Source organism: Faecalibacterium sp. PGM34 (assembly GCF_054456555.1).
Map to the genome: position 1 here is coordinate 709,318 of NZ_CM136898.1, position 17,701 is coordinate 727,018.

15 protein-coding genes are annotated in these 17,701 nt (G+C 56.3%); 12 read left to right on the plus strand and 3 right to left on the minus strand.

The features are described from left to right. The first annotated feature begins 8 nt into the window (after positions 1–8). From ACXPUX_RS03390 to ACXPUX_RS03410, 5 genes are all read left to right on the plus strand, one after another. Positions 9–716, plus strand: coding sequence for a GDSL-type esterase/lipase family protein (locus tag ACXPUX_RS03390; protein WP_458830021.1), 708 nt, complete (start codon positions 9–11; stop codon positions 714–716). Then, positions 713–1,633: an AEC family transporter gene (locus tag ACXPUX_RS03395; protein WP_458830023.1), complete on the plus strand. Its 921-nt coding sequence runs from the start codon at positions 713–715 to the stop codon at positions 1,631–1,633. Before ACXPUX_RS03390 ends, ACXPUX_RS03395 begins: the two co-directional genes overlap by 4 nt. Before the next feature lie 34 nt (positions 1,634–1,667). Continuing rightward, complete coding sequence (locus tag ACXPUX_RS03400) at positions 1,668–2,615, plus strand: ROK family protein (protein WP_458830025.1); 948 nt, start codon at positions 1,668–1,670, stop codon at positions 2,613–2,615. A 32-nt stretch (positions 2,616–2,647) separates the two neighbouring features. Continuing rightward, positions 2,648–4,087: a glycoside hydrolase family 1 protein gene (locus tag ACXPUX_RS03405; RefSeq protein ID WP_249259379.1), complete on the plus strand. Its 1,440-nt coding sequence runs from the start codon at positions 2,648–2,650 to the stop codon at positions 4,085–4,087. A gap of 661 nt (positions 4,088–4,748) precedes the next feature. After that, positions 4,749–5,000, plus strand: a complete 252-nt coding sequence (locus ACXPUX_RS03410) for a DUF6061 family protein (protein ID WP_458830028.1) — start codon at positions 4,749–4,751, stop codon at positions 4,998–5,000. A gap of 132 nt (positions 5,001–5,132) precedes the next feature. Here ACXPUX_RS03410 and ACXPUX_RS03415 read toward each other — a convergent pair whose 3' ends face one another. Continuing rightward, the gene (locus tag ACXPUX_RS03415; protein WP_458830030.1) at positions 5,133–5,999 is read right to left on the minus strand and encodes an AraC family transcriptional regulator; all 867 of its coding nucleotides are present in this window, start codon (positions 5,997–5,999) and stop codon (positions 5,133–5,135) included. Between the two features lie 298 nt (positions 6,000–6,297). Here ACXPUX_RS03415 and ACXPUX_RS03420 point away from each other — a divergent pair, with 298 nt between their 5' ends. From ACXPUX_RS03420 to ACXPUX_RS03445, 6 genes are all read left to right on the plus strand, one after another. After that, positions 6,298–7,572, plus strand: coding sequence for an ABC transporter substrate-binding protein (locus ACXPUX_RS03420; protein ID WP_458830032.1), 1,275 nt, complete (start codon positions 6,298–6,300; stop codon positions 7,570–7,572). A gap of 23 nt (positions 7,573–7,595) precedes the next feature. Then, a complete protein-coding gene (locus ACXPUX_RS03425) occupies positions 7,596–8,480 on the plus strand; it encodes a carbohydrate ABC transporter permease (protein ID WP_458830034.1) in 885 nt (294 codons plus the stop codon). A 3-nt stretch (positions 8,481–8,483) separates the two neighbouring features. Next, a complete protein-coding gene (locus tag ACXPUX_RS03430; RefSeq protein ID WP_458830036.1) occupies positions 8,484–9,320 on the plus strand; it encodes a carbohydrate ABC transporter permease in 837 nt (278 codons plus the stop codon). Between the two features lie 110 nt (positions 9,321–9,430). Next, a complete protein-coding gene (locus ACXPUX_RS03435; RefSeq protein ID WP_458830038.1) occupies positions 9,431–11,689 on the plus strand; it encodes an alpha-galactosidase in 2,259 nt (752 codons plus the stop codon). A 6-nt stretch (positions 11,690–11,695) separates the two neighbouring features. Next, the gene (locus ACXPUX_RS03440) at positions 11,696–13,522 is read left to right on the plus strand and encodes an amylosucrase (protein WP_458830040.1); all 1,827 of its coding nucleotides are present in this window, start codon (positions 11,696–11,698) and stop codon (positions 13,520–13,522) included. A gap of 12 nt (positions 13,523–13,534) precedes the next feature. Continuing rightward, the gene (locus ACXPUX_RS03445) at positions 13,535–13,876 is read left to right on the plus strand and encodes a carbohydrate kinase family protein (RefSeq protein ID WP_458831153.1); all 342 of its coding nucleotides are present in this window, start codon (positions 13,535–13,537) and stop codon (positions 13,874–13,876) included. 57 nt (positions 13,877–13,933) lie between these two features. Here ACXPUX_RS03445 and ACXPUX_RS03450 read toward each other — a convergent pair whose 3' ends face one another. Together ACXPUX_RS03450 and ACXPUX_RS03455 are read right to left on the minus strand one after the other, a co-directional pair. Further along, a complete protein-coding gene (locus ACXPUX_RS03450) occupies positions 13,934–14,230 on the minus strand; it encodes a transposase (protein WP_458830042.1) in 297 nt (98 codons plus the stop codon). Between the two features lie 137 nt (positions 14,231–14,367). Then, positions 14,368–15,135, minus strand: coding sequence for a hypothetical protein (locus tag ACXPUX_RS03455; protein ID WP_458830044.1), 768 nt, complete (start codon positions 15,133–15,135; stop codon positions 14,368–14,370). A gap of 50 nt (positions 15,136–15,185) precedes the next feature. Here ACXPUX_RS03455 and ACXPUX_RS03460 point away from each other — a divergent pair, with 50 nt between their 5' ends. Next, entirely contained in the window at positions 15,186–17,693 is a 2,508-nt protein-coding gene (locus tag ACXPUX_RS03460) for an alpha-L-rhamnosidase (RefSeq protein ID WP_458830046.1), read from the plus strand. Positions 17,694–17,701 lie beyond the last annotated feature (8 nt).

Here is a 17,701-nt window from a genome sequence, read left to right on the forward strand (position 1 = left end):
CCAAGACCATGACGGAACAGGAACGAAATGTCCTTCTGAACGAACTGCGGCAGCAGGAGAGCCAGCGGGAAAAGCAGATCAAGCGGGAGCGGTTCCACCGCCTGAATCCTTATGCAAAGAAAGGAGCGGTGGTGTTTGCCGGTTCCAGCCTGATGGAACAGTTTCCGCTGTATGAGTTTTTGCAGGACGATGATCTGCGCTGCACCTTGTACAACCGGGGCATCGGCGGCTTTACCACCACCGAGCTGCTGGAGGCCATGGACGAGTGCATTCTTGAACTGCAGCCTGCGCACCTGTTCCTGAACATCGGCACCAATGACCTGAACGGCCCGGACTACGACCGCGCCGCCATGCTGGGCCGGTATGAGGAGATCGTGCAGCAGATCCGGAAAAAACTGCCCGAAACAAAGCTCTACCTGCTGGCCTATTATCCGGTAAACCCCACCGTGGCCGAAGATTCGGGCCTGATCGAATGCTTCCGCTGGCGTACCAATGAGCGTATCCGGGAGGCAAGCGAGGGCGTGCAGGCCCTGGCCCGGAAATACGGGGCGGAATTCCTCGACCTGAACAAGGATCTGTACGATGCTGCCGGAAATCTGAAAGCGGAGTACACCATTGAGGGAATGCACCTGTATGCCAACGGCTACCGCCCTGTGATGGATGCTCTGCTGCCGCTGCTGCACAAAATCGGAGAAGAACAGGGAGGAAAGCAATGACCGGAGTCTTTGGTGTTGTTCTGGGTCAGATCCTTCTGATGTTCCTCTATCTCATCATAGGTTATGTGCTTTATCGTACCGGACTGATCACCCAGGAAGGCAGCAAGGCACTGGCTCACCTGCTGTTATGTTGCGTGCTGCCCTGTGTTGTGCTAAAATCATTTTGTATTGAGTATTCGGCAAAGGGAGCTGTGGAATTGGCTGTCAGCATTGCGGCAGGTGCCGGGGTGTTGCTGCTCTCCATGGCGGTGTCGTGGCTCTTTTTCCGCAAAGACCCCATGGCGCAGATCGGTGTGGCTTTTTCCAACGCCGGGTTCATGGGATTTCCGCTTGTCACAGCAGTGCTGGGTGGAGAAGCTGTGTTCTACGCAGCAGGCTTTGTGGCCCTGCTGAATGCTTTGCAGTGGACCTACGGCCAGGCAAAGCTTTCCGGGGACAAAAAGTACATCCAGCTGGGGGCAGTGCTCAAAAATCCGCTGGTGCTCTCCCTGCTGGGCGGTGTGATGATCTACTTCTGCCGTATCCCGGTGCCGCAGTTCCTCCGCACCCCCATGGAGGCCATTGCAGGCATGAACGCTCCGCTTGCCATGATCGTGCTGGGTGTCTATCTGGCCAGGACCGACCTCAAAGCCATCTTTACCCGCCCCCGGCTCTACGCCCTTTCGGCAGTACGGCTGGTGGTGATCCCACTGCTGACGATCGTCTGTCTGATGCTTCTTCCAGCCGGATGGCGGCAGATCGGCACGGTGCTCATCATTGTGAATGCGGCCCCCATCGGCAGCAACATCGCGGTATATGCCCAGCGTCTGGGGCTGGATTCTTCCTACGCTGTGCAGATGGTCTGTCTGAGCACTCTGCTGTCACTGATCACGTTGCCAGTGATGCTCAGCCTGGCTGCCGCGTTGGGCTTTGCATGAGTCTGAAAACAACCAACAGAAAGCAGGAGATAAGATGAAACAGTATCTTTTGATCGACATCGGCGGAACCTTCATCAAGTACAGCCTGGCCGATGAACAGGCCCGGAAAATCTCTGGTGGAAAGGTTCCGACACCGCTGACGAATATGGATGACCTTCTGGCGGTCATCGAGGGCTTTGCCGCTCCCCTTCAGGGACAGTTCGTGGGCTGCGCCATCTCTATGCCGGGCCGCATCGATACCAGAAACGGCATCGCCCATACCGGTGGAATGCTCAGTGCCTTTATGTGGGAGCAGCCCTTTGCTGCGCAGGTAGAGGCACGGCTGGGCGTGCCGGTGACCATCGCCAACGATGGCAAGTGTGCCGCAGCAGCGGAGGGCTGGACCGGTGCGCTGGCCGGTGTGGAAAATGGTCTTGTGCTGGCGCTGGGCACCGGCATCGGCGGCGGCATCATCCTGAACGGGAAGGTGCTGATGGGCGCTCACGCTGCCGCAGGCGAGGTTAGCGGCCTTGTCTCGGATATTTCAAAGATGGCCGACGATGATTTCAAACTGACCTCGGTAGAGCGGTATTCCGAAGCACCCCTCTGGGCGGGAATGGCCTCGGCAAGTGGCCTGATCTTCGAGTATGCCCGGCAGAAGCATCTGCCGACGGGCAGCCCCATGCCCACCGGGGAAGAAATCTTTGCGGCTTACAATGCCGGGGAGCCGGAAGCGCAGAAGGCTCTTAAGATCTTTGCCCGGCGGGTGGCCGTTGGCATCCTGAGCCTGCAGAATGTGCTGGATGTGGAAAAGGTGGCCATCGGCGGCGGTATCAGCGCAGCGGAGGCTCTGCTGCCTGCGATTCAGGCCGAGTTGGATTGGCTGTTTGAGCGCTGCACAGTCATGCCGACGGTCAAGCCGGAGCTGGTGCGCTGCCGCTATGGCAACGATGCCAACCTGATCGGTGCCCTGAAGCTGTTCTTTGAACAGAACCCCGCCTGAACCAGAACAAAATAGGATAGGAGTAGAAACTTATGAGCGTTTTCCGTGATGATTTCCTGTGGGGCGGTGCCTGTGCAGCCAACCAGTTCGAGGGCGCATGGGACGTGGATGGCAAAGGACCCAGTGTCCCTGACCTGTGCACCAATGGCTCTCACACCAGCCCGAAATGGGTGACAACTGCTGTCCGCTCCGACCGGCTGTATCCCAGCCATGAGGCCATCGACTTCTACCACCACTACGAGGAGGACATTGCTCTCTTCGCCGAGATGGGCTTCAAGACCTTCCGCACCTCCATCAACTGGACCCGCATTTTCCCCACCGGCATGGAGACCGAGCCGAACGAGAAGGGCCTTGAATTCTATGACAAGGTCTTTGACTGCTGCAAGAAGCACGGCATCGAGCCGCTGGTCACCATCAGCCACTATGAACTGCCCTATGCGCTGGTGGAAAAGTACAACGGCTGGGTCAGCCGGGAACTCATCGAGTTCTATATGAACTACTGCAAGGCTATTTTTGAGCGGTACAAGGATAAGGTCAAGTACTGGCTGACCTTCAACGAGATCAACTGCGGCACCATGCCCATGGGCGCGATCTTGGAAACAGGCACCATCCGGGGCTTTGAAGGCCCTACCGACAAGGTGCCGGACAACAAGCAGGAGCGTTTTCAGGCGCTGCATCACCAGTTTGTGGCCAGTGCAGAGGCTGTCCGGTATGCCCACGACCACTACCCTCAGTTCAAGATGGGCTGCATGATCTGCTTTATCACCAGCTACGCACTGACCTGCGACCCGGCCGACGAGATCGCCAACCAGAAGGCCATGCAGATCAGCAACTGGTTCTGCTCTGATATGCATGTCCGCGGCGAGTATCCTTCTTACATGAAGCGCTATTTTGCCGAGAATAACATCACCATCCGGCAGGAGCCGGAGGATGCTGCCATCCTGAAGGCCGGTACTGTCGATTTCTACACCTTCAGCTACTATATGTCCAACTGCATCACCACCCACAAGGATGCCGATGATGTGGGCGGCAACATCATTGCTGGTAAGAAGAATCCTTACCTGAAAGCCTCCGACTGGGGCTGGCAGATCGATCCCGTTGGTCTGCGCTACACCCTCAACGAGATCTACGACCGCTACCGCATTCCCCTGATGGTGGTGGAAAACGGCCTGGGCGCTTACGACAAGAAAGATGCTGACGGAAAGATCCACGACAGCTACCGCATCGACTACCTGCGGGCACACATCGAGCAGATGGCTGAGGCTGTAAAGGACGGCGTGGATCTGATGGGCTACACCCCCTGGGGCTGCATCGATCTGGTGAGTGCCTCCACCGGTGAGATGGCAAAGCGCTACGGCTTCATCTACGTCAATAAGTTTGACGACGGCACCGGCGACCTGAGCCGCGAAAAGAAGGACAGCTTCTACTGGTATCAGAAGGTCATTGCCACCAACGGCGAAGATTTAGGATAACAAAAACAGACCTCCGGTGGTGATATGTACCCGTTTTTTTGGACACTAGGACAAATTGGACACTAGGACAAAATTGAATCATTAGGCATCCATTGCTTTATGCAGCATAGTGCAATTCGCGAACCGGGCTTCCACCGGTTGGTGTCCATGTTATAGTGGCAGGAAAGCAGTTTCATCATAGTAGTATTCTCCTAGACTTGATTTTGGTGTGCGGCCACTCAAACCAATGCCGTCAAGCCGGTGAGGATAGGGCGATTTTTAATTTGTCGGAGAGTAAGTGCACGGTTCCTGCACGGATTTTGCACGGTTTCAAAACGTGCAGAGGGTGCTTTTCGCTGCAAAATCCGACAAAGGGTGCAGAAATTGCCGGGTGAAAAATCACGTTGCTTTGATTAAAAATAACGATGACTCGAAACTTCCATGAAATGAGGCGAACCGGCGGCTTGCTCTCTTAATCAGTGGGCCCAGGGTTCGAGTCCCTGGAGGTGCACCACAACAACAAAATCCGAACTTTTTTCCAATAGGAGAAGGGTTCGGATTTTTTGTATTCTTTGGAAAACAGAACGAATCCCTTGCTTCCATCGAAAAACGTCCTAGACCTTATCATAAAAAAGCACGACAGACCACGGTAAGAGTGCCGTAAGGCAGAAAGGACACAAACATGAAGTACGATGCAAGAGCTTGCAAATTCAACATGGACACCGGCTGCGTGGAGCTGTTGCTCCGGGATGGGAGAATGATCTCCATTGACTGCACCGGGGTCGAGGATGCACTGGATGTGACCATAGCGCAGAGGTCGGAGTTAGGCTATCTCGTCTATAATGACCCGCTGGGCTATGCGGATTTGATTCTGAATGGCGATCCGGAGAAATACTTGAAAACCGTAACCGGGAGCCATGGGGTAAAAGATTAAACGCAAACAAAAAACAGGGTGCGCCCCTGAATGAACAGCACCCCATTTGTCCGACAGTATTCGGTCTGACAAATGGGGTGTTTTTATATGTCGGAAAAACGAAAGGCGTATAGCGGAGAATGAGACCAATTTTTATAGTGCAAGATGCTTTGCACGATAGTCCCGTGGGCTGATGCCATATACATTTTTGAACGCACGGGAAAAGTGAAGCTGATTAGGATAGCTGACCATGGTGCTGATGGTGCTGATGGGAAGGCGGCTTTCAGCCAGCAGCTGTGCCGCCCGTGCCATGCGGTAGTGCAGCAGGAACCCCTGTGGGCTTTCGCCCATGGTATCTCGGAACACCTTGCTGAAATAGCTGCGGTTCAGTCCGCAGAAGGAGGAGATGTCCTCGATGGAAATATCTTCGCTGTAATGCTGCTCTATGAAAGACAGAGCCTCCTTCATATAGAAGTCCCGCAGGCGGCGGGGACTTTGTGCCTGATGGGAGGCAGAGGACTGTACAAGCTGATCCAGAAACAGAAAGCCGTAGCCGATCTGACGCATGGGGCTGTCCTGACTGTGATTTACCAGGAAGAGCATCTGCTCTTGCAGCAGCTGTCCGGCTTTGGTGCTCGCAGGCGAGTACACCGGGTTCTGTCCGCTGATGCCTGCAAGGTTCAGGGCTTCGTGGGCACGCAGACCGTCAAACTCGATCCATGTGTATTCCCACGGATCCTGTTCATCGGCACGGTAGGTAGTGACCTCACCCGGAGTGATCAGAAAACCATGCCCGCCCTCGATGGCGTATTCCTGTTCGTTTGCAAGCAGAAGCCCTTTGCCGGAGATGACATAGTGGAACAGATAGTGGTTGCGGGCATAGGGACCATAGGAGTGTAGAGGCTCTGTCTGCTCCCAGCCATATTGGTATAAGTTGAGATCGACGAATCGCTCATCCTGAAACACATGGAACCTGCATTTTGTTTCCGTTGATACGTTTCTTTTTGTACATTCTTGCATACAAGACACCTCCTGTCCGCTTTTTCTTATTATATACCAAAATGCGTTATGACTTCAACATAATTCGCAGTATTCCTTCAAATTGAGATATAACAAGTCGCATTTTTGCATTTACGAAACTACTGGCAGATAGTATAATAATGGCACAACAAGAGAAAAGAAACTGTGCAATGTGATGATGCACAAAATTTTCTCGCTGCTTTTGTAAGAGCTGACAAAAGCAAGAAAAATCGACCCGGCCGGTGCGAAACAGTACGAAGATAACCCTACGGAATAAGGACTTTGGAGGAGAACAAAAATGAAGATCTCTCGCAGACAATTCGTAAAGGCAATGGCAGCAATGAGCGCCGCATCCATGCTGGCAGCCTGCGGCGGCAGCAGCAACGGTTCTTCCGGCGGCAAGAAGGCACTGACCTTCCAGATCTGGGACGTTGCACAGAAGGAAGGCATGGAGGCTATGTGTGCCGCCTACACCCAGCAGCACCCGGAGGTCAGCATTGAGGTGCAGGTCACCAGCTGGAACGAATACTGGACCAAGCTGGAGGCCGCAGCCACCAGCAACCAGATGCCGGATATTTTCTGGATGCACACCAACGAGCTGCTGAAATATGCCGACAACGGGATGCTGGCAGATTGCACCGACATTGTGGAGAAGGACAAGTTCTCGGAGGTCTCGCTGTCCAACGCCATGGGCTCCAATGGTACCCTGTATGCAGTCCCCAAGGACAAGGACACGGTTGGGCTGGTGTATAACAAGGAGATGTTCGATGCTGCCGGTGTTGCTTACCCGGACGAGAACTGGACTTGGGACGATCTGGTCAGCGCATCCGAGAAGATCTACGCTGCCACCGGCAAGTACGGCTATATGGCATACGCCGATGACCAGCTTGGCTACTGGAACTTTGTGTATCAGGCTGGCGGCTACATCCTGAACGAGGACAAGACCAAGGCGGGCTTTACCCAGCCTGCCACCGAAAAGGCAATGAAGTTCTACATCGGTCTCCAGCAGAACGACTGGTGCCCGGACCAGACCTACTTTGCCGAGACCGCTCCCGGCACTGCATTCTTCTCCGAGAAGGGCGCAATGTTCCTGGAAGGCGACTGGAACATCCTTGCCGAGCTGCAGAACTACCCCGAAATGGTGGGCAAGTGGGATGTGGCTGTTCTGCCCAAGTGCCCCGACCCGGAAAGCGGAGACGGACGTGCGACCATCTCCAACGGTCTGTGCTACGCTACTGCTGCCAGCAATAAGAATCTGGATACCGTGAAGGACATCCTGAAGTTCTTCGGCAGCGAGGAGGGCCAGCGCATTCAGGGCGAAAGCGGTGCAGCCATCCCTGCCTATCAGGGTCTGGAGGATACCTGGGCAGGCTGCTTTGCAGAGTACCCCATCAATATCCAGTGCTTCATCGACATGTTTGAGTACAGCGTCCAGAGCGTCAACAACGCCTCTCGCCCGGAGTGGAAGAGCAAGGTCAATGATGAGCTGCTGAAGATCTACGCAGGTACCGAGGATATCGAAACCGGCCTGCAGAAGATGCAGGACATCGTGGATCAGGCCAGTGCGGGCTGAAAATGCAGCTTGGGAGGAACCAAATGAAAAGCACATCAAAACTGGGTCGTGATGGGCGTTTCTGGGGGCTGGTCATGATAGCTCCCACCATCATCGGTCTGATGATCCTGAATATTATCCCGTTCTTCCAGACCATCTACATGAGCTTTTCCAAGACGAAAGCCTTTGGAGCCTATCAGTTCTGCGGTCTGGAAAACTACCTTGAAATGTTCCGCAATGTGGAATTCTGGAAGGCAAACTGGAACTCTCTCTACTTCTGCATCCTCACTGTGCCGGTGGGCGTTTTTCTGGCGCTGATCGTGGCGGTACTGCTGAACGCAAAAATTAAGGGCAAGACCGCCTTCCGTGCCATCTTCTTCCTGCCCATGGTGGTGGCTCCTGCTGCCGTTGCGATGGTCTGGAAGTGGATCTTCAATGCGGAGTACGGCATTCTGAATCAGGTCCTTGGCGCGAACATCCGCTGGCTGACCGATCCCAAAATCGTTCTGGTCACCTGTGCCATCGTTTCCATCTGGAGCTCCATCGGCTATGATGCCGTGCTGCTGCTGTCCGGCATCCAGAACATTTCCCAGTCCTTGTACGAAGCCGCCGAGCTGGACGGTGCATCCAAGATCCGTCAGTTCTTCAGCATTACGCTGCCCATGGTGTCGCCCACCCTGTTTGTGGTGCTCATCATGCGCCTGATGGCTTCCCTGAAGGTCTACGATCTGATCTACATGATGGTGGAGCAGACGAACCCTGCGCTGACCAGCGCACAGAGCCTGATGTATCTGTTCTACCGCGAGAGCTTTGTTGCCGGCAACAAGGGCTACGCATCGGCCATTGTGGTGTGGACCGTGCTGCTGATCGGTCTGGTCACGCTGGTGCAGTTCATCGGTCAGAAGAAGTGGGTCAATTACGAGGTGTAAACTATGAATGCCAGTCTGAAAACCAGAAAGAATGTCGTAACGTTCTTTACCTATCTGGTCTTGATCCTCGGCAGCATCAGCATGATCTTCCCCTTTGTATGGATGGTGCTCACCAGCTTCAAGACGCAGGCCGAGTCTATGGCGATCCCGCCGCAGATCCTGCCCTCCCATTGGAATCTGGACAGCTTTGTCAAGGCACTGCAGAGCCTGCCCTTTACCAACCTCTACATCAATACGGGTCTATTGATCCTGTTCCGTGTGATTTTTGCAGTGGTGTTCAGCTCCATGGCGGGCTATGCCTTTGCCAAGCTGGAATTCCCCTGCAAAAAGCTGCTGTTCAGTCTGGTGCTGGTCCAGATGATGCTGCCGAGCCAGATCTTCATTATTCCGCAGTACCAGATGCTGGCAAAGATGGGGGCCACCAACTCCATCTTCGCGCTGGTGTTCCCCGGTCTGGTCAGCGCTTTCGGCACCTTCTTTTTGCGGCAGGCGTATCTGGGCATCCCCAACGAGATCGCAGAGGCAGCGTATCTGGACGGCTGCAACAAGTGGCAGACCTTCGTCAAGGTCATGCTGCCGCTGACCGGCCCCAGCATGGCGGCACTGGCCATCTTTACGGCGGTGTTCGCTTATGCTGACCTGATGTGGCCGCTGATCTGCAACACCGACCTGAACATGATGACCCTGTCTGCCGGCCTTTCCACCCTGAACGGTCAGTACACCACCAACTTCCCGGTGCTGATGGCAGGCAGCCTGCTGGCCATGATCCCCATGGTGATCCTGTACCTGATCTTCCAGAAGCAGTTTATTCAGGGCATTGCCATGACCGGCGGTAAATAAGCAATTCACATTTCTCCTTCATCATAGCCGACAGGCGGGTAGTCGTTCCGAAACGACCGCCTGTCTGTCGGCATTTCTATTAAAAATAATCTCGTTGAGGTATAGGATCCATGAGTATTCGATTTGATTCCGAGGCCCGCATTTTTGTATTGGAGACTGCCCATACCAGCTACCACATGAAGGTGGATGCGCTGGGGCACCTGCTGCATCTGTACTACGGCAAAACCATCGGCACCGGGGACCTGATGCAGCTGTATCCCCGCACAGACCGGGGATTCTCGCCGGATTACTACGCTTACCGCACCCACCGGGGCATTTCCCCGGATCTGCTCCCGCAGGAGTATACCGGCTGCAATGTGGGCGATTTCCGTCTCTCCTGCCTGACGGTGGCCGACAGCCGTGGCGCCTTTGGCGCAGACTTTACCTATGTGAGCCACACGGTGGAGGCGGGCAAATATCAGCTGACCGGTCTGCCCTGTGCCCACGCAGAGGAAAACGATGCCGAGACCCTGATCGTCCGAATGCAGGACGAGGCCACCGGTCTGACGCTGGAGCTGCTGTACGGCGTGTTTGCACAGCAGGATGTCATCACCCGTGCGGCGCGGCTGACAAACCACGGAGATACCCCGCTGCGGCTGGACAAGGCGGCATCTGCCTGTCTGGATCTGCCCTTTGGCAGATGGGATCTGCTGCATTTCCATGGCAGACACGCTATGGAACGGCAGCTGGAGCGGGAAGCTGTGGGCACCAATATCCAGACCATTTCTTCGGTGCGGGGCAGCTCCAGCCACCACAATAATCCCTTCCTGATCCTCTGCCAGCAGGATGCAACGGAGACCAGCGGTGCCTGCTACGGGGTGATGATGGTCTATTCCGGCAGCTACCAGATGGACGTGGAGCGCTCTCAGACCGGGCTTGTCCGGGTAGTGAGCGGCATTCAGGAGGAGCGCTTTGCGTGGAACCTGAAGCCAGGCGAGACCTTTGACACCCCGGAGGTGATCCTCTCCTTTGCGGCAGAGGGTCTGACCCCGCTTTCCCAGCAGTACCACCGCTTTTTGCGGCGCAACATCTGCCGCGGCCCGTGGAAGGACAAACGCCGCCCGGTGCTGATCAACAACTGGGAGGCCACCTATTTTGATTTCAACACCGAAAAGATCGTAAAGATCGCTGAAAAAGCGGCCTCTCTCGGCGTGGAGATGATGGTGCTGGACGATGGCTGGTTCGGCACCCGGAATGACGACAATCAGGGTCTGGGCGACTGGACCGTGAACTGCGAAAAGCTGCCCGGCGGACTGGATCCGCTGATCGGGCAGATCAATGCACTGGGCATGAAATTCGGCCTGTGGATCGAGCCGGAAATGGTCAACGAGAACTCCCAGCTGTACCGCACCCATCCGGACTGGGCGCTGACCCTGCCCGGACGCAAGCCTGCCATGGGGCGTAACCAGCTGGTGCTGGATCTTTCCCGCCCGGAGGTGGTGGACTATCTGGCAGGGGTTATCGGCAAGCTGCTGCGGGAGCATCACATTGAGTATATCAAGTGGGATATGAACCGCAGCATGAGCGATGTGTACAGCCGTGCTTTCCCTGCCGAACAGCAGGGTGAGATCATGCACCGCTATATGCTGGGCGTTTATGCGCTGGCAGAGCGGCTGACGCAGGGCTTCCCGGAGGTGCTGTTTGAGGGCTGCGCAGGCGGCGGCGGACGCTTTGATGCCGGAATGCTGTGCTACTATCCCCAGATCTGGTGCAGTGATGATACCGATGCCATTGAACGGTTGACGATCCAGCACGGCACCTCCTTTGGCTATCCGGTCTGCACCATGGGTGCTCATGTTTCTGCCTGCCCCAACCACCAGACCGGCCGCACTACGCCCATCGACACCCGTGCTGTGGTGGCGATGAGCGGCACCTTTGGCTATGAGCTGGATCTGGGCAAATTAAAGCGCGCCGAGTGCACCGCAGTGAAAAACCAGATCAAGCGGTTCAAACGGCTGAACGACCTGATCCGTACCGGCGATTATTACCGACTGACCGACCCGGCAGAAAACGCATATTTCACGGCATGGCAGTTTGCCGCAGAGGACGGCAGCGAGGCACTGCTGAATCTGGTGGTGACCCATCCGCAGGCGAATCCCTTGCCCATCCACCTGTGCTTCCGTGGGCTGGAAGAAGATGCTGTGTATGAACTGGATGGCATCGACTATTTCGGCTCCCAGTATGCCCACGACGGCGGCAACGCCATAGAGGACGGCATTCACAAGGGGATGCGGTTCAGCGGCAGCACTCTGCTGTATGCGGGGCTTGTCCTGCCGCAGCTGTTTGGCGATTACCCCAGCGTGCAGCTTCATCTTACACGAAAAGGATAAAGAAAGATGACAAGTCAAGATAACTTTGCAGTCCGGTTTGCCAAGCACAAGGACGAGCTGGAATGGCTGTTCATGGAACTGTACCACAACCGGGAAGGGCTGGAAGTTCTGGAGCGGGAGATGGCAGAAGCCTACAACGCCCGCAGCGCCGAGCTGAAAGCACTGGACAAGGCACGCTCTGCCGACCCGGAGTGGTACAAGCGGGGCAATATGTTCGGCATGACCATGTACACCGACCTCTTTGCCGGAAATCTGAAAGAGCTGGCAAAGAAGCTGCCCTACCTCAAGGAGCAGAAGCTGACCTATCTGCACCTGATGCCCCTTTTGCAGATGCCCCATCCCCACAACGACGGCGGCTATGCGGTGGAGGATTTCGACACTGTAGACCCTGCCCTTGGCACCAACAAGGATTTGGAAAACCTGACCCGGGAGCTGCGGAAAGCCGGCATCAGCCTGTGTCTGGATTTTGTCATGAACCACACCGCCAGCACCCACCGCTGGGCCATGGCGGCAAAGGCGGGCGACCCGTGGTTTCAGGCGTATTACCACCTCTATGACGACCGCACCATCCCCGACCAGTACGAGCAGACCGTGCCGCAGGTGTTCCCCAACACCGCACCCGGCAACTTTACATGGTGCGAGGAAATGCACAAGTGGGTGCTGACCACCTTCCACGACTACCAGTGGGACCTGAACTACGCAAACCCGGCGGTGTTCGTGGACATGACCAAGAGCATTCTGCACCTTGCAAATCTCGGTGTGGAAGTGTTCCGCATTGATGCGGTGCCCTACATCTGGAAGCAGCTGGGCACCACCTGCCGCAATCTGCCGCAGGTGCACACCATCGTGCGGATGCTCCGCATGGTGCTGGAATGCGTCTGCCCGGCGGTCATCCTCAAGGGCGAGGTGGTCATGGCTCCCAAGGAGCTGGCAGCTTATTTCGGTACCCCGGAAAAGCCGGAATGCCACATGCTCTACAACGTGTCCACCATGGTCAACCTGTGGAGTGCCCTTGCCAGCCGGGACACCCGGCTGCTGAAAGCACAGCTGGATGCCCTGCACGCCCTGCCGGACAACTGCTGGTTCGTGAACTATCTGCGCTGCCATGATGACATCGGCTGGGGTCTGGATGAGGCAGTGGAAAACCGGCTGGGCATTGACCCGCAGAAGCACAAGGAATATCTGTACCACTTCTACGAGGGCAGCTTCCCCGGCAGCTGGGCAAAGGGCGAGCTGTACAACTACGACCCTGCCACCGGCGATGCCCGAAGCTGCGGCACCACCGCCAGCCTGTGCGGCGTGGAGCAGGCACTGGAAAAGAACGATAAGATCGCACTGGATTATGCCGTGAAGCGCGACTTGCTGCTGCATACTGCCATGGCGTTCTTGCAGGGCTTCCCCATGCTGAACTGCGGCGATGAAATTGCCCAGCGCAACGGCTGGGACTACAAAAACGACCCCGACCGTGTGGAGGACAGCCGCAATCTGCACCGCAGTAAATTCAACTGGGAAGATGCCAAGCAGCGCACCCAAAAAGGCACGCTGCAAAACCAGCTGTGGCAGGGCATGGAGCAGCTGCGCCAAATGCGGGCAGACCCCTGCTTTGCCCCGGATGCGTGGGTGACCACATGGGATAGCCACAACCCCGGCGTGTTGGCACTGGTACGCAAGCGCGGTGAGGAAACGCTGGTGGGACTGTTCAACTTTACCGAGTACCCGGTAGGAGCCGGTCTGGACGCTCTGGGCGGCGAGTATCACACCCCGGAGGGCACTTCCATCTGGCTGGCGGATGTAGAGCTGGAGCCGTATCAGGCGCTGCTGGTGCACCGCTGAAAGGAGCAGCCTCTGCTCACCGGCACCACCGACTGTGCCGAGGGCACAGCCCAGCTGGCACAGAACGGCATCCGGCTGATCTTTGTCACCTTGGGTGCAAACGGCGTATTCTATCGCTTTGGGGACAAGACTGGTCATGTAGCTGGCGTTCCCTGCAAGGTGGGCGACACCAACGGCGCAGGCGACACCTTCTTTGGTGCTGCCCTGTCCAAGCTCTGCAAGGAGGAGCTGGACACCCTGACTGTGGACAAACTGGAAAGCATTCTGGCCTTTGCCAACGAAGCGGCCAGCATCACCACCAGCCGCCACGGTGCTATCCCTGCTATGCCTACATTGGAAGAAATCGAAAAATAATAGAACCGGCCAACGACCTGTATCAAATGACACAGGCTGGTGGCCGGGAACCATGGGTTAGAAGATTAAAGGTAAAACAAAAACAGGGTGCGCCTCTGAATAGGACGCACCCTGCCAAAGACCACAGACGATAACGATATGTACAACAGGGCGTTCCCCGTCGGGAACGCTCTGTTTTTCTTTGCTGGGGGTGTGATGGGCCTGTTCCGCCTGCCACGCGGCAAACTCCCTCTGGCCTTCCTCGCTGTTCCAGCAGGCAAGGATGGCCGGGTAGAATGCCCGCGCCAGACGGTCAATGACTTCATCGGGATAAGGGGAAGTATTTGTGGACTTTTTCTTTTTGTTCAAACGCACGCTCCTTTGATCGTCCCACCGTGGCAAAGTCGGGCGAGAAAATCAAAGTTCCAATTTTTATCAGGCGCAAGGGCGCGGAAGTTTTCCGCCCTGCACTTGCGGCTGGTGGCTCATTGATGGCTTACAAGTGCCTGTCGTTATGCGGTCTTTTCTTCTTCAAGGGCTTCTGCAAGATCCTTTTCCAGATAGGTTTCGATTTCAGTCAGGTAGTTAGCAGGTCGCTGCATTGCGAAGCGGAGAACCTTCTGCTTTTCCGGGTCAGTGAAATAGCTGGGATTGTTTTTGAGCGTTTTCTTCCATGAGTTTTTCATCATTTCGGTCGCACGGCTCAAAGATTTGTAAACCTTCATAAACTCGTCCGGTACATGATAGCACCGAAATTCTTCTGTTTGTGGTGTGGGCATGGGAACGGGTTCCGCTTTTTCAGGTTCAAATTCTGCGCTGGCAGATTCCAACACTTCCAATGCCTCTGGATGCAGGATTTGAGCAAGGACATCTGAACGATGCTCGACACTTGCCTGCACAAGCTTGGACATTTCTTCATTGGTGAACTTCACTTCGCCGAAAAAGACTTTCTGCTTGATGCCGGGAGAGAGATTATCTGCGATGTCGATGCCTCGTGTATAGTGGCTGGCACGAAGAACGGAGGCACGGCTGACACCGTTTTCCTCTGCGATCCGGTCGCAGGTTTTCTTCCCGGAGTGGTGGTTATCACCGTGATCACCACCACTTTTCTTTGCTAAAGTGTACTGATTGCCCCGAAAGATTTTTGCAGCTTTCTTTTCAGCTTCATACTGTTTCCCAAGCAGATAGCGTTTCTGTTCGGGACTCAGGTTTCGCCGTCCCAACTGATTCCGGCAAATCCACGCAATGGCTTCTTCGCGGTTCTCAAATCGGAGCGGCATGGTGGAGAAATAAATCTCCGGGTGTTTCTGGAGGATGGCATAACGATACCATGATCATCTATGATTGTAAAGTAAACCATTTGGATGCCCCTCTGGGCTACCAGCTGGGCACCCCTGTTTTCAGCTGGAAGGTGAAAGAGGCCGCAGGTACAAAGCAGACTGTGGCACGGCTGGCGGTTCGGTGCGGCAGCGGGACGGTGGCGGATACCGGGTGGGCTCCGCTGGACAGCCTTGGCACGCCGCTGGAACTGCCGCTTGCGCCTCGTACCCGCTATACATGGACAGTGGCTGTCCGCACCGACGCCGGCGAGGAAACTGTCAGCTCCGAGCACTGGTTCGAAACAGGCAAACTTGCCGAGTCATGGCAGGGTAAATGGATCGGCTGTCCGGATTGGGATCAGTCGGGCAGCCATCCGGTTTTTTGCCGGGCAGTATCGGTCACAAAGCCGGTGGCCGCCGCTCGGCTGTACATCTGTGGCCTTGGTCTGTATCAAGCTGCGTGGAACGGCAGGAAAATCGGCGATGAGCTGCTGGCCCCCTACTGCACAAACTACGACGGCTGGGTGCAGTATCAAACCTATGACATTACCCGGCAGGTGCAAAAGGATGGCGTCCTGTCGGTAACGCTGGGAAACGGCTGGTACAAAGGCCGTTTTGGTCTGCATTTTGACCAGCGCACATCCCAGCCTTACTACGGCCACCAATGGAAGCTGATCGCCGAACTGCACCTGCACTACACCGACGGCAGTGCCGAAATCATCGGCACCGACGAAAACTGGCAGGTAACCGGCTCGAATATCCTTTTTTCCAACATCTACGATGGCGAATGGCTGGATGACACCCTGCCCGCTCTGCCTTCTGTGCCAGCTGCCCTGGTCGAGCCGCCAAAGGGAATGCTGACCGCCCGCTTGAGCACACCGGTCCGAGTGCGGGAAGAGTTGTCGGCCGCCCTGCTGCACACGCCCGCGGGAGAAACCGTGCTGGATATCGGTCAAAATCAGGCTGGCATCTTCCGCCTGAAAGTAGACCTGCCCGAGGGAGCCAGAGTCCGGCTCCAATTTGGCGAAATTTTGCAGGATGGCTGCTTTTACCGCGACAACCTGCGCAGCGCCAGAGCGGAATACCGCTATACCTCCGATGGCAAACCCCACGTCCTGCAGCCGGACTTTACCTACTACGGCTACCGCTATGTCAAGGTGGAAGGAATTCCTGACCTCGACCCCAGTGATTTCACCGCCCTGGCCCTCTACAGCGAACTGCCTGCCATTGGACGTCTTGCAACCGGCAACGCCAAAGTCAACCAATTGATAGCCAACACTTCCTGGGGTCAAAAGAGCAATTTCATCGACCTGCCCACCGATTGTCCCCAGCGGGACGAGCGGATGGGTTGGACCGGCGACGCCCAGGTTTTTGCGCCTACTGCCTGCTATCTGCGGGACTGCGCCGCCTTTTTTTCCAAGTACCTGTGGGATATCCGCAGCGAACAGCAGGCTCTGGGCGGCATGGTTCCCATGGTCGTACCTGATTTTGGCCTCAAGGCAACCTCAGCGGCCTGGGGTGATGTAGCCTGCATCCTGCCCTGGACGCTCTACCAGTATACCGGCGACAAAGAGGCTCTGGCCCGCGCCTACCCCTGCATGACGTCCTGGCTGGACTATGTAGCCGCTCAGGAGAAGGAAACCCCCGACTGGGCCGCCCAGCATCACTTCGGCGACTGGCTGGCCCTGGATTCCAAAGACCCCAACGGAATGGTAGGTGCGACCGATACCGGCCTTGTGGCTCTGTGGTATTACCGCCACAGTTTGCTACTGACAGCCAGAGCTGCCGCCGTACTCAACAAAGAGCAGGATGCCGCCCGCTGGCAAGCCGAGGCTGACCGCCTATGCAGAAAGCTGCGCGCCCTTTACTTTGGCTCGGACCACCGCTGCACGGTACACACCCAGACCGCCCTGCTACTGGCCCTGCAGGATGATCTGGCCCCTGATCGGGACACCGTTGCCTGCCAGCTCCGGCAACTTTTGGATGAAAGCGGCGGTATGCTGCAAACAGGCTTTGTAGGAACACCGCTGCTCTGCCCCACCCTGACCAGCTTGGGCGAGGAGGAAAGAGCCTTCCGCCTGCTGCTGAACGAGGCATATCCCGGCTGGCTGTACGCCGTAAATCTCGGAGCCACCACCATCTGGGAGCGCTGGAACAGCGTAGAGTCCGACGGCCACATTGCCAAAAACGGGATGAACAGCCTCAACCACTATTCTTATGGCGCAGTGGTGGCCTGGTTGTTTGCCAGCGTGGCAGGCCTTGCACCAGCAGAACCTGGTTTCCGCCGAGCGCTCCTCGCCCCTCACTTCTGCAAGGCATTGGGCCACGCCGAAGCAAGCTACGAATCCGCTGCAGGGCACTGGCAGGTGTCCTGGCGCATCCTGCCCGATGGCCAGGTGACCTACCGCTGCACCGTTCCCTTTGGCTGCACGGCCCGGCTGACACTGCCCTGTGGCGGCAGCTGCGAGCTCGGCCCCGGCACATTTACCCACACCTACCGTCCATCGAAAATGGCTTGACGGTCTGC